Source organism: Caldimonas taiwanensis NBRC 104434, assembly GCF_001592165.1.
Classification (GTDB): Bacteria; Pseudomonadota; Gammaproteobacteria; order Burkholderiales; family Burkholderiaceae_C; genus Caldimonas; species Caldimonas manganoxidans.
In genome coordinates this window covers 26,488-39,848 of sequence record NZ_BCWK01000008.1, presented here as the reverse complement: position 1 = coordinate 39,848, position 13,361 = coordinate 26,488, and the positions used below count along the sequence as shown (strand labels likewise).

Here is a 13,361-nt window from a genome sequence, read left to right as displayed (position 1 = left end):
AACCATCAGCGCCTGCCGCATGCACGCAGGCATGGGCAGGCGCAGCAGGAGCAAAGCCCGCAGGGAGTTTTCGGGCAAAGGCGCGAGATTTTACGAGCGACCCATTACGAGCGACCCTTGTTGGCGCGCTCGAAGCGCTCCAGCTGTTCGTTGCCGCGGCGCACCGCGTCATCCAGGGCTTGCTTGGCGGTCTTGCGTCCGGCCCAGACCTGTTCCAGCTCCTCGTCGTTGATGGTGCGAATCTGCACGAAGTTGCCCAGGCGGATGCCGCGCGACTTGTCGGTCGTCTTGCGGATCATTTGCTCCACCGACACGTCAGTGCCGGGGTTTTGCTTGTAGAAGCCCGATTTTTCCGTCAGCTCATAAGCTGCTTTGGTCACTGGCAGATAGCCGGTGCGCTGATGACTCTTGGCGGCCACCTCGGGCTTGGACAGGTGAGCGAAGAACTCTGCCACGCCCTTGTACTCGTTGTCTTTCTTGCCAGCCATCACCCACAGGCTGGCTCCGCCGATCACGGTGTTTTGTGGCGCGCCAGGCACGTCGGGGTAATAAGGCAGGGTGGAGATCCCGCTTTCGAACTTGGCGTTGCGCTTGATGTTGCCGTACAAGGCCGACGAGCCGGTCATCATCGCGCACTCACCCGAGACGAAGGTCGCGTCGGCCGCATTGCCGCGCCCCTTGTAGACGAACAGTCCCTGCTTGGCCATGTTGGCCAGGTTCTCGATGTGGCGCACGTGCAGCGGGCTGTTGAAGGTCAGCCGCGCATCGATGCCGCGCATGCCATTGCCCTTGGTGGCGAACTCGGTGTTGTGCCAGGCCGAGAAGCTCTCCAGTTGGGTCCAGCTCACCCAGCTCGTGGTGAACGGGCACTTGTGGCCACTGGCTTTGAGCTTGGCTGCGGCCAGCGCGACTTCGGGCCAGGTCTTGGGCGGATTGTTCGGGTCCAGTCCGGCTGCGCGGAAAGCATCTTTGTTGTAATGAAACACCGTGGTCGAGCTGTTGAAGGGGAAGCTCAGCATCTGACCGTTGGGGGCGGTGTAGTAGCTGGCCACGGCCGGCACGTAGGCATTGGGGTCGAAAGTCACGCCCGCCTTCTTCATCACTTCTCCCACGGGCACGATGGCATTGCGGCTGGCCATCATGGTGGCGGTGCCGACCTCGAAGACCTGCAGGATGTGCGGCGCGTTGCCGGCCCGGAAGGCCGCGATGGCCGCCGTCATCGACTCATCGTAGCTGCCCTTGAAAATGGGCACGACGCGGTAAGTGCTCTGGCTGGCATTGAAATCCTTGGCCAGATCGTTCACCCACTCACCCAGGGCGCCGCCCATCGAATGCCACCATTGGATTTCGACCTGGGCCTGGACCGGTGTGGCCACAACGGCGGCCAGGACCGAGGACAGCGCGAGAAGTTTGCGTTTCATGACGACTCCGTGAAAAAAGGATGCAGGACCACTCAAAGTCCGCGAAGGCTAGTGCCTGTTTGTGACAGCAGCGTTTCTGTCATGGAAGGTGCAGGCCCGCAAGCGGGTTAGTCCCATGGTTTGAGCCGGCGCAAAGGCGTCAACTTGCGCCAACGCAGGGCAGGCATTAGGCACGGTGCGCACACGGTTTCCCCGGCGGGGCCCCGGCGGGCTTGCTGCGCTGCGGTACGATTCGCCTTTGCGCCCTCACACTCTCAGCCCCACGCGCCAGGCGCCCATGAATGCACCGCTGCCTCTGAAGGATCTTGTCGCTTCCGCGGACGCCCCGCTCGACGCGCAGCCGCGTCTGCGCGAGATTCCCTATAACTACACCTCCTTTTCAGATCGCGAGATCGTCATTCGCATTTTGGGGGCGCGTGCCTGGGAGGTGTTGCAGCGCCTGCGCGACGAGCGTCAGACCGGCCGCTCGGCTCGCATGCTCTACGAGGTGCTGGGCGACATCTGGGTGGTTCAGCGCAATCCCTATCTTCAGGACGACTTGCTGGACAACCCCAAGCGCCGGCGGCTGCTGATCGAAGCCCTGCATCACCGTTTGCGCGAGATCGAAAAACGCCGCACGCCGCAGCTCGATCCCGAACGGGATGCCTTGGTGGGCGAGCTGCTGGACTGCGCCGGCCGTGCCGTCGAGACCTTCGCGCGCCGCTTCGAGGAAGTGGCCGCCCTGCGCCGCCGGGCCCTGCGCGTGCTGGGTCGTCACACCCGGCGCGACAACATCAAGTTCGATGGCCTGAGCCGCGTGGCCCATGTCACCGATGCCACCGACTGGCGGGTGGAGTACCCGTTCGTCGTGCTCACCCCCGATACTGAAGCCGAAATGGCCGCCTTGGTGAAGGACTGTATCGAGCTGGGGCTGACCATCATCCCGCGCGGCGGTGGCACTGGCTACACCGGCGGGGCTGTGCCACTGACGTGGAAGAGCGCGGTGATCAACACCGAGAAGCTCGAAGCCATGACCGAGGTCGAGATGGTCATGCTGCCGGGGGTGGACCATCCCGTACCCACCATCTGGACCGAAGCCGGTGTGGTCACCCAGCGCGTGGCCGATGCCGCCGAGCGGGCCGGCTATGTGTTCGCGGTGGATCCCACCTCGGCCGAAGCGTCCTGCGTGGGCGGCAACATCGCGATGAACGCCGGGGGCAAGAAAGCCGTGCTGTGGGGCACTGCGCTGGACAATCTGGCTTCCTGGCGCATGGTGACGCCCGACGCCCAGTGGCTGGAGGTGGTGCGTCTGAACCACAACCTGGGCAAGATCCACGACGTCGAGGTGGCCAGCTTCGAGCTGCGCTACTACGAAGCCGATGGCAAAACGCTCCTGCGCACCGAGCGTCTGGACATCCCGGGGCGGGCCTTCCGCAAGGAAGGCCTGGGCAAGGACGTGACCGACAAATTCCTGGCCGGTTTGCCCGGCGTGCAAAAAGAAGGCTGTGACGGCCTGATCACCAGCGCACGCTGGGTGGTGCATCGCATGCCCGCGCATGTGCGCACGGTCTGCCTGGAGTTCTTCGGCAATGCTCGTGACGCCGTGCCCAGCATCGTCGAAATCAAAGACTTCATGTTCGCCGAGGCGAAGAAGCCCGGTGGCGCCATTCTGGCGGGGCTGGAACACCTCGACGACCGCTACCTCAAGGCCGTGGGCTATGCCACCAAATCCAAACGCGGCACCTTGCCCAAGATGGTGTTGATCGGCGACATCGTGGGCGACGACCCCGACGCCGTGGCCCGTGCCGCTTCGGAAGTGGTGCGCATTGCCAATGCCCGTTCGGGCGAGGGTTTCATCGCCATCTCGGCCGATGCGCGCAAGAAGTTTTGGCTCGACCGCAAGCGCACGGCTGCCATCAGCCGCCACACCAACGCCTTCAAGATCAACGAGGACGTGGTGATCCCCCTGCACCGCATGGGTGAGTACACCAACGGCATCGAGCGCATCAACATCGAGTTGAGTCTGCGCAACAAGCTGGCGCTGCTCGACCGCTTGGAGGCGTTTTTTACCCAGGGCAACTTGCCGCTGGGCAAGACCGACGATGCCAGCGAGATCCCAAGCGCCGAATTGCTGGAAGACCGCGTGCAACAGGCCTTGGCGCTGTTGCGCGAAGTGCGCGAACTGTGGTCGCGCTGGATGCATCAGCTCGACGTGGTGCAACCCGGGGCCGATGGCCAACCGGGTCGCAGCTACTTCGAACAGCTGCAAGACCACAGTCTGCGCGCCTCGTGGAAGACGCAGGTGCTCAAACCCCTGCAAACGATCTTCGCCGGGGCGGCGTTTGCGCCCATCCTCGACGCATGCCGGCGCATCCACAAAGAGGTCTTGCGCGGCCGCGTCTGGGTTGCCTTGCACATGCATGCCGGCGATGGCAATGTACACACCAACATCCCGGTCAATTCCGACGATTACGAGATGCTGCAAACCGCCCATGAGGCGGTGGCACGCATCATGAAGCTGGCGCGCAGCCTCGACGGGGTCATCTCGGGCGAGCATGGCATCGGCATCACCAAGCTGGAGTTCCTCAGTGACGAGGAGATCCGCGACTTCATCGCGTACAAGCAGCGTGTCGATCCCGAAGGCCGCTTCAACAAAGGCAAGCTGATGCGCGGTGTGGCCGTCGGCGGCGAGACCTTGCATGCCGACCTGACCAATGCCTACACCCCGAGCTTCGGGTTGATGGGGCATGAGTCGCTGATCATGCAGCAGTCGGACATCGGCGCCATCGCCAACTCGGTCAAGGACTGCCTGCGTTGCGGCAAGTGCAAGCCGGTGTGCGCCACGCACGTGCCGCGAGCCAACCTGCTGTACAGCCCGCGCAACAAGATCCTGGCCACCTCGCTGCTGGTCGAAGCCTTCCTGTACGAAGAGCAGACTCGCCGCGGCGTGTCGATCCGGCACTGGGAAGAGTTCGAGGACGTGGCCGACCACTGCACGGTGTGCCACAAGTGCCTCTCCCCATGCCCGGTGAAAATCGACTTTGGCGACGTGTCCATGAACATGCGCAACCTGTTGCGCAAGATGGGCAAGAAGAGTTTCCGTCCGGGCAACAAAATGGCGATGATGATGCTCAACGCCACACGCCCGGAGACCATCAAGCTCCTGCGCACGGCCATGGTGGGCGTGGGCTTCAAGGCCCAGCGTTTGGCCAATGACTTGCTCAAGCGCGTCGCGCGCAAACAAACCGTCCGTCCTCCGGCCACGGTGGGCGCCGCGCCAGTCAAAGAGCAGGTGATTCACTTCATCAACAAGAAGCTCCCGGGCGGGCTGCCCAAGAAGACCGCGCGCGCCTTGCTGGACATCGAGGACAAGAACTATGTCCCGATCATCCGCAACCCCAAGACCACCACGCCGGAGACGGAGGCGGTGTTTTACTTCCCCGGCTGTGGCTCGGAGCGCCTGTTCAGCCAGGTTGGTTTGGCCACCCAAGCCATGTTGTGGCATGCCGGCGTGCAGACCGTGTTGCCGCCGGGCTACCTGTGCTGCGGCTACCCGCAGCGAGGTTCGGGTCAATATGACAAGGCCGAGAAAATCATCACCGACAACCGGGTGCTGTTCCACCGCGTGGCCAACACGCTCAACTATCTCGACATCAAAACCGTGGTGGTGAGCTGCGGCACGTGCTACGACCAGCTCCAGGGCTACGAGTTCGACAAGATCTTCCCCGGCTGCCGCATCATCGACATCCACGAATACCTGCTGGAGAAAGGCATCAAGCTCGAGGGGCAGGGGGCCTACCTGTACCACGACCCCTGCCACAGCCCGATGAAGCAGCAAGATCCGATGAAGACCGTCAAGGCCCTGGTGGGCGAGCAAGTGCTCAAAAGCGAGCGCTGCTGCGGTGAATCGGGCACGCTGGGCGTGACCCGGCCGGATATCGCCACCCAGGTTCGCTTCCGCAAAGAGCAAGAGATCCGCAAGGGCGAGGCCGCGTTGCGCAGCACCGGTGCCGTGCGGCCGCAGGACAACATCAAGATCCTGACCTCCTGCCCGAGCTGCTTGCAAGGGTTGTCGCGCTATGGCGAGGATCTGAACCATGGGCTGTTGGAGGCGGACTACATCGTCGTGGAGATGGCTCGCAAGATCCTGGGCGAGAACTGGATGCCCGACTACGTGAAAGCCGCCAACGATGGGGGCATCGAGCGCGTGTTGGTTTGAAGCGGAAAGCCTCCCATGCAAGCGGAAGCGTCTTGGCGCGACGACTTTGAAGCCGCTCAGCACCCGGTGGCCGGTTGCCCGCTGTGCCATCACCCGGGGGGCTGGATCGTCACGCAACTGCCGGGTTGGCGCGTGATTCGAGTGGACGATGCAGCCTTTCCGGCCTTTTACCGGCTCGTGCGCCGTGAACACGCCTGCGAGATGAGCGATCTGGAGCCGGCCGAGCAGCAGCGTTGCCTGGCATGGCTGATGACCATCGAGGGCGTGCTGCGCCGTGAGTTGGCGCCGACCAAGATCAACCTGGCCTCGTTGGGCAATGTCGTGCCCCACCTGCACTGGCATGTGATCGCCCGCTTCGAGTGGGACAGCCATTTTCCGCAGCCCGTGTGGGGCGCTGCCCAGCGCGGGGTCGAGGCCGCGGCGCTTGGTCGTTTGCGAGAGCGTCTGCCGGCGGTGGATCGGGCCATGGCCTTGGCCTTGGGCGGGTGGCCCTGAGCGGCGGCGCCCTCCCCAAGGACGAGGGTTGGCCACCGAAGGCTTCGGTGATGTAATCCGTGGTTTGGACCTCCGGCAGCCATGCCGGCCACAGGCTCATGGATTTCGCTTGCATCGATCGTTTCCTGACACGCCTGCAGGATGGCCTGAGGGTGCATTCCCGGGACATTCTTCTGATGGCGCGTGGTGCCGCCCTGCGGTTGGGGGGGCTTACCCTGGCGTTGGCGGCTGCAGGACCGGCGGCGTCTGCCCAACTGCAGCACGGGGACGCGCCATCGACCATCAAGGGCTTTGCGATCACGGGGGACAATCCGCTCAGCGCGGCCGATACCGCGGCATTACTGGCGCCTTTCCTGCACCGTGAAAGCTCGCCGGCCATGTTGCGACGGGTGGGGGCGGCGCTGGAGCAGGCCCTGCGTGACCAAGGCCATGGGCTGTACCGGGTGGTGTTGCCGCCGCAGAACCTCTCCGACACCATCACTTTGCAGGTGCTGCGGCAAACCATCGACAGCGTCCGGGTCGAAGGGGCGGGGCGGTACTTCGACGTCGCCGAAGTGCGCGCGGCGCTGCCCGAACTTCGAGAGCAGACCACCCCGAACCTGCGGCGGCTGGCACGCGAGATGGTCATCGCCAATGACAATCCCTCGCGCCAGTTGCAAGTGGCGCTTTCGCCAGGGGCCCGCGCCGACACCGTCTCGGCCACCGTGCAGGTGCAAGAGCGTCGGCCCTGGCACGCCGGCGTGGCGTGGAACAACGACGGCACGCCAGACACCGGGCGCGATCGCCTGGTCATGGCCTTGGGGCATGACAAGCCTTTCGGCTTGGACCATCGTCTCGTGGGGGTTTACGCCAGCTCGACGGATCGCCCTCATGACATCGATCAATTCGGCCTGCGCTACCGCGTGCCGGTGTATGCCTGGGGGGGCGTGGTGTCGGTCGAGCACATGCGCACCGATGGGGTCGGCCCTTTCGGGCTCGAGCCGGCCGAGCAGGCGCCTTCGACCTTTGTGTCCGCAGGGGCGGGCCACGAAACGGCCTTGGGTTATACCTACCATTTGGCCGCTGCCATCGACTGGCGTGCCAAAGCCTCGGTGAGCCTCAGAGACCGTCTGTTTCGTGCTGGCGAGCTGGCCGGCAGCGGGTCGTGGGCTTCGGATCGCCGCACCCGGGTGCTGGCGCTGGAGTATGCGGTGCAGCAAGAAGAGCCCGACGGGCTCTGGTCTTGGGAGGGGCGCTTGGGACTGGCGTTCAACCTGCCGCACGGTCGGGCCAACGAGTTGGCTGCCTATCAGACCGAGAACCCCTCGATCGAGACCACCCGTTGGACGGCCTGGCGGGGCGCGGCCCAGGCCACGACCTCGCTGGGCCCTGGCTGGCAGTTGTCGGGTCGCTTGCAGGCGCAGAGCAGTACCGACCTGTTGTTGGCCGGTGAAGCTTTTGCGCTGGGCGGCATCGGTTCGGTGCGCGGCGTGCCCGAGCGCGCGCTGTATGGGGACTCCGGCTTGGCAGCCACACTGGAGCTGACCGCCCCGACACGGTGGCCGGGGCTGCGTGCGCTGGCCTTCATCGACGCCGGTTGGGTGCGCAGCGATCAGCCCGACAGCCCTTTGCGCCGCCGCGAGGATCGCCTGGCCAGCATGGGGCTGGGCTTACGATATGCCCACGCCAGCGGGGCAAGCCTGCGGGCCGACTATGCCCGCGTGGTGACGGGCAGCCGCGCCGACCACAACCTTCTTCCCACCTCGCCCATTCCAGGCGACGATAAACTGCATGTGAACGTGTCCCTGGTGTTTTGAGTCGCTCTTGCAGCTCATCCAAAGCACTGCATGCACTCTGTCTGCAAAGCCCCCGAGCGCTTGGAATGACTTCATGGCTGGCCTCGACAAATCCACCCCCGTTCCCACCGAGATCACGGTGCACCAGCGTTCGCGGGTGCTCGAGCTGCGTTTCAGCGATGGAGCGCATTTCCGCATACCGTTCGAATTGATGCGGGTGTATTCCCCCTCGGCGGAAGTGCAAGGCCATGGCCCGGGGCAGGAGGTCTTGCAGACCGGCAAGCGCGAAGTCGAGATCGTCGCGCTGGAACCGGTCGGCCACTATGCCGTGCAGCCCACCTTCAGCGACGGCCATGATTCGGGCATTTATTCCTGGGACTACCTTTACTTCCTTGGGGCCGAGCAGGATCGACTGTGGGCCGACTACGAGCGCCGCCTGGCCGAAGCCGGACTCGATCGCGACGCGCCCATGCCGGACAAGACCACGGGGGGATGCGGGCACCCTCATTGAGGACTTCCCCATGTCCCGTGGCCCCACGGGGTTGTCGGCGCGGTGCGCTGCGGCCGCACTTACGATGTGAATCATGAGCACCACACATTTCGGATTTCAGACGGTTGACGAAGCGGAAAAAGCGCAACGGGTGCGCGGCGTGTTCGACTCGGTGGCCAAGCGCTACGATGTGATGAACGACCTGATGTCGGCGGGCTTGCATCGGGTCTGGAAGGCATACACCTTGGCCGTCTCGGGCGCCCGTCCCGGGCACAAAGTGCTCGACATTGCCGGCGGCACGGGCGATTTGGCGCGTGGGTTCGCCAAACGGGTGGCACCGATTGGCTTGGTCGTGCACACCGACATCAACGAATCCATGCTGCGCGTGGGCCGCGACCGCCTCATCGACGAAGGCTGCTTGCTGCCCACCGCGTTGTGCGATGCCGAGGGCTTGCCGTTTGCCTCCGACAGCTTCGACATCGTCAGTGTGGCCTTCGGTCTGCGCAACATGACGCACAAGGACAAAGCGCTGGCCGAGATGTGCCGGGTGCTGGTGCCTGGCGGCAAGCTGCTGGTGCTGGAGTTTTCCAAAGTGGCAGCGCCCTTGTCCAAGGTGTACGACTGGTATTCCTTCAATGTGTTGCCGCGACTGGGCCAATGGGTGGCCGGCGATGCCGACAGCTACCGCTATCTGGCCGAATCCATCCGCATGCACCCGGACCAGCAGGCGCTCAAGGCACTGATGAAGGAGACGGGCTTTGGCCATGTGGACGTGCACAATCTCACGGCTGGCGTGGTGGCCCTGCATGTCGGTATCAAGTGCTGAGGTGGGCCCAAGAGACCGCCGGGCCACCAGTGGGCAAGCCGACCCGTGGCCGGGCCTGTGGCTGGCCTTGACCGGAAGTCTGCCTGGTCTGGCCCAGGCCCAGCCGCAGGCTGATGCAGGTGTGCTTTCCCGTTTGGCGTCTGGGCTCGGCCTGTCACAACTGACCCATTCCCTTGGATGGGGGGGTGGGGTGGCCGAATGGTTGCTTGGACTGGCTTTGGCTGCATTGGTCGGGGGGCTGGCCTGGTGGGGCTGGCGCCGCCGGCCCCTGGCCGGGCCGACCGCGTCGGCCGCAGTGCCGGGGCGTGGCCGTCGCCTGACGCGATCCTCGTTGGCGCACAGCGAATACGATCCTTCGCATTTCGCTCCCGAGTCCAGTGTGCACCTCGTCCGTACGTCGCAGCCCAGCGAACGTGTGCCGACCCCGTGGTGGGGGGTGCCTGAAGGTTTCGATTCGGTCAGCTTCCTGGATGCAGCCAAGCGCAACTTCGTCATCCTTCAGCAAGCTTGGGACGAGGCCGATCTGGTCCGACTGGGGGAGCTGATGACCGATGACATGCTGGCCAACGTGCGCGCGCAGCTTGCCGAACGGGGCGATCGGCCCAACCGCACGGATGTCGTGACCCTGCAGGCCACCTTGCTCGGCGTGGAAGACCTGGGGGGCCACTATCTCGCCAGTGTCGAATTCTCGGGAATGATCCGCGAGGAAGTGAGCGCTGGCGCCTCTCCCTTCCGCGAAATCTGGAACCTCACGAAAGCCCGTGGTGGGCATCAGGGCTGGCTGCTGGCCGGTGTCCAGGCCCTGCAGTGAGGTCTCATCCTCCCTTCTTCCTCGACCTTCTCCCTTAATTGAGGGCTGGCCCGCACCAAGGTGGCGGGGCTAGACTGCCTTCGAGTCCTATCCTGGGCGCTGGGTTGCGCCGGGTGGATGTCCAGGTGTGTGCTGCCGTGGGTTTCGCTTCGGTCCGTGAAGCCGTACGAGTCCACCCGTCGACTGACTCCTAGGAAACACACGATGATGCGACGCTGGCTGATCCTCCTGTCTTTCTTGCTCGGGCTGTGTTCGGCCGCCCAGGCTCAGCGCGCCGAGCATATCCTCGGCCCGGGCGACGTGATCCGCATATCGGTGTATCAGAACCCCGACCTCAGCCTGGAAACCCGCATCTCCGAGCTTGGCGAAATTGCGTTTCCTCTGGTGGGCACGATCAAGCTTGCTGGACGGTCCACGACCTCGGCACAGAGCGAAATCGCACGGTTGCTGCGTGAAGGCAACTTCGTCAACAACCCCCAAGTGAGCGTGCTGCTCGTGCAAGTGCGCAGTGCGCAGGTCTCGATCCTGGGTCAAGTGGCGCGGCCGGGTCGCTATCCCATCGAGAGCGTCAATACCAAGGTGTCCGAAATGATCGCCGCCGCCGGCGGCATCACCCCGGAAGGGGGCAACATCGTGACACTGACCGGCATGCGTGATGGTCAGCCGGTTCGGCTGGAGATCGACCTGCCGGCGGTTCTGCAAGGCGGGCGGGCCGATCTCGATGTCGTGGTGGCCCATGGAGACACCTTGTTCGTCGACCGCAACCCGGTCTTCTACATCTACGGCGAAGTCCAGCGCCCTGGGGCCTATCGGCTCGAGCGCGGCACGACCCTGATGCAAGCCCTGGCCCAAGGCGGCGGACTGACGCAGCGCGGCACCGAACGTGGCTTGCGTGTGCACCGCAAAGACGGCCATGGCAACGTGCGTGTGCTGGAGCTGAAGCTGACCGACGTCGTCGAGCGTGACGACGTGATCTATGTCCGCGAATCCATTTTCTAGGCCCGCACCATGCCCCAACTGACGCCTCTCCAGTACCTGCGGATGATCTGGGCCCGAAAGTGGCTGGTCCTGGCCGTGTTCGTGACCGTGGCGACTGCCGGCATCGCCACGGTGCTGAGCCTGCCCAAGCAGTACACCGCCGAGGCCAGGCTGGTGGTGGACATGCGACCCGACCCGGTCTTGGGTGGCTTGGCGGCGCCATTCAGCATGGCCACCGAGTTGGAAGTTCTGCGCAGCGATGTCGTTGCCGCACGGGTGGTCAAAGCCTTGGGCATGCTCGACGATCCCAAGGTGATCCAAGACTGGCGCGAGAAAACCGACGCCAAGATGCCGCTGGACCGCTACCTCGCCGGATTCATCCAGCGCAGCATGACGGTGGAACCGGTGCGCGGCAGCAATGTGATTGCAGTCAAGTTCTCGCATGGCGAGCCCGCTGTCGCGGCGGCCGCCGCCAATGCCTTGGCTCAGGCGGCCATCGATGTGTCGGTCGAGATGCGTGTGGGGCCGGCCCGGCAGTCGGCGTCCTGGTTCGAAGACCAAGCGCGTGCATTGCGCAACGAACTCGAGGCCGCCCAAGCCCGGCTTTCAAAGTTTCAACAGCAAGCAGGCATCGTGGTCACGGACGAGCGGCTGGACCAGGAGACGGCTCGTTTGAATGCCCTGACGGCCGAACTCGCGCTGGCCCAAGCCGAACGGCTGGATGCTCTCGGACGCCAGCGCAATGCGGGGGAAATGTCGCCGGACATTCTCCAGAGCGCACAAGTGCAGGCCATCCGAGGCCAGTTGACAGCTGCGGAAACGCGCCTGAGCGAGATAAGCCGCAACCTCGGTACGAACCATCCCCAACGCATCCAGATCGAGGCTCAGATTGCCGAACTGAGGCAGCAGCTCAATGCGGAGATGCAGCGCGTGTCGGGCAGCGTGACGGTGGCCAGCCGGGCCAGCGCTCAGAAGGTGGAGGCTCTGCGCGCGATGGTGGAAGCCCAAAAGCGCAAGCTGCTCGAGATGCGTTCGGCGAGAGACCAAATCGCTGTGCTGATGCGCGATGTCGAGACGGCACAGCGGGCTTACGACACGGTGAGTCAGCGCAGCAGCCTGCTCAACATCGAAAGCCAGTCCAGCCAATCGGTCCTGCGCCTGCTCAGCCCGGCCGTGGAGCCGCTCGAGTACACCAGTCGCAAGATCAAGCTCGGCATCTTGGGGGCGATCATGGGGGGGCTGATGCTGGCCATCGCAATGGCTATCGGTATCGAACTGCTCGACCGTCGCGTGCGTGGCGAGGAAGACTTGGCCGGCATCGATGGCGCACAACTCATCGGGGTGCTTGGGGACTCGGCGACGGCGAGACCGCTTCGTCGACTGGCTTCGACCGGGGGGCCATCGACCCGCCCGGCTCTGCCCATGTCGGGGGCTGGCGGATGAAAATGTCGATTTCCGTGGTACCGACGGTGCCGCGGGTCATCCGGCCCATCGGTGCGATCCTCGTCGATGCAGGTCGACTGTCTCGAGAGGATGTCGAGCGCATCCTGAATGCCCAAAAGCAGCGAGGCTTGAAGTTCGGCGAACTGGCTATCCAGATGGGACTGCTGACAGCCGACGATGTCCAATACGCCCTGGCGGAGCAGTTTTCTTTCCCTTACCTAAACCCTGGATCGGAGGGACGGCAAATCAGTCGTGAGCTTGAGGCGGCCTTTGAGCCTTACTCGCCGGCCGCCGAGCGACTGAGGTCCGTGCGCAGTCAGCTGCTGTTGCGCTGGTACAACAAGGGTGAGCGTCGCCAGGTGCTCTCAGTGGTGGGGACGCAACGCAGGGAAGGGCGGACCTACCTCGCCGCGAACCTGGCTGTGGTGTTCGCTCAATTGGGGGAACGCACCCTGCTGATCGACGCGAACTTCCGTTCGCCTCGGCTGCACGATCTGTTCTCGTTGCAAAACCGAAGTGGGCTGTCCACCCTGCTGTCAGGGCGCTCAGGGCACGACGCGATCGTCCACATCACCGAGTTGGCCGGCCTGTTCGTCCTGCCTTCCGGTCCAGTGCCGCCCAACCCTCTGGAGTTGCTGGGGCAGCCCGCATTCACCGACCTGCTCATGCATGCGCGCAACAGTTTCGACCTGGTGCTGATCGACACCCCGGGGGCTTCGGAAGGGGATGATGCCCTCATGGTTACCGTGCAGGCCGGTGCTGCCTTGGCGGTGGCGCGCAACGGTCACACCCGGGTGAATGCGCTACGTGGTCTGGTCGAAGGCCTGGGCCAGGTGGGGGTGGAGGTTGTAGGCACGGTCCTGAACGAAGTTCCCCGGCGCAAGAAGGCGGAAGGCTAAGTGTCGCCATCGTCGCCGACTGTGG

At 64.4% G+C, this 13,361-nt stretch carries 9 protein-coding genes and 1 pseudogene; 9 read left to right on the top strand and 1 reads right to left on the bottom strand.

Going from position 1 to position 13,361, the window contains the following annotated elements:
- Positions 1 to 104: 104 nt before the first annotated feature.
- Positions 105 to 1,421: a sn-glycerol-3-phosphate ABC transporter substrate-binding protein UgpB gene (ugpB, locus tag CTA01S_RS08600; protein ID WP_019560936.1), complete on the bottom strand. Its 1,317-nt coding sequence runs from the start codon at positions 1,419 to 1,421 to the stop codon at positions 105 to 107.
- A gap of 277 nt (positions 1,422 to 1,698) precedes the next feature.
- On the opposite strand from ugpB, the gene CTA01S_RS08595 reads away from it, so the two are divergent.
- From CTA01S_RS08595 to epsG, 9 genes and pseudogenes are all read left to right on the top strand, one after another.
- Positions 1,699 to 5,619, top strand: a complete 3,921-nt coding sequence (locus CTA01S_RS08595) for a DUF3683 domain-containing protein (RefSeq protein ID WP_019560935.1) — start codon at positions 1,699 to 1,701, stop codon at positions 5,617 to 5,619.
- A gap of 15 nt (positions 5,620 to 5,634) precedes the next feature.
- A complete protein-coding gene (locus CTA01S_RS08590; protein WP_062194604.1) occupies positions 5,635 to 6,114 on the top strand; it encodes an HIT family protein in 480 nt (159 codons plus the stop codon).
- 98 nt (positions 6,115 to 6,212) lie between these two features.
- The gene (locus CTA01S_RS08585; RefSeq protein ID WP_062194601.1) at positions 6,213 to 7,910 is read left to right on the top strand and encodes a ShlB/FhaC/HecB family hemolysin secretion/activation protein; all 1,698 of its coding nucleotides are present in this window, start codon (positions 6,213 to 6,215) and stop codon (positions 7,908 to 7,910) included.
- Between the two features lie 73 nt (positions 7,911 to 7,983).
- Positions 7,984 to 8,400 carry a gamma-butyrobetaine hydroxylase family protein gene (locus CTA01S_RS08580; RefSeq protein ID WP_062194598.1) on the top strand — a complete coding sequence of 139 codons (417 nt, stop codon included), beginning with the start codon at positions 7,984 to 7,986 and terminating at the stop codon, positions 8,398 to 8,400.
- Between the two features lie 73 nt (positions 8,401 to 8,473).
- Positions 8,474 to 9,205 (top strand): bifunctional demethylmenaquinone methyltransferase/2-methoxy-6-polyprenyl-1,4-benzoquinol methylase UbiE, encoded by a 732-nt coding sequence (gene ubiE, locus CTA01S_RS08575; protein ID WP_062194595.1) that lies wholly within the window; start codon positions 8,474 to 8,476, stop codon positions 9,203 to 9,205.
- Positions 9,206 to 9,635: 430 nt separating this feature from the next.
- A pseudogene (locus tag CTA01S_RS17060) lies at positions 9,636 to 10,016 on the top strand (Tim44 domain-containing protein); the annotation flags it as partial.
- Positions 10,017 to 10,220: 204 nt separating this feature from the next.
- Complete coding sequence (gene epsE / locus CTA01S_RS08565) at positions 10,221 to 11,015, top strand: polysaccharide export protein EpsE (RefSeq protein ID WP_019560930.1); 795 nt, start codon at positions 10,221 to 10,223, stop codon at positions 11,013 to 11,015.
- Positions 11,016 to 11,024: 9 nt separating this feature from the next.
- Positions 11,025 to 12,437: a Wzz/FepE/Etk N-terminal domain-containing protein gene (locus CTA01S_RS08560; RefSeq protein ID WP_084362367.1), complete on the top strand. Its 1,413-nt coding sequence runs from the start codon at positions 11,025 to 11,027 to the stop codon at positions 12,435 to 12,437.
- A 2-nt stretch (positions 12,438 to 12,439) separates the two neighbouring features.
- Positions 12,440 to 13,336, top strand: a complete 897-nt coding sequence (epsG, locus tag CTA01S_RS08555) for a chain length determinant protein tyrosine kinase EpsG (protein ID WP_062194589.1) — start codon at positions 12,440 to 12,442, stop codon at positions 13,334 to 13,336.
- The last annotated feature ends 25 nt before the right edge of the window (positions 13,337 to 13,361 follow it).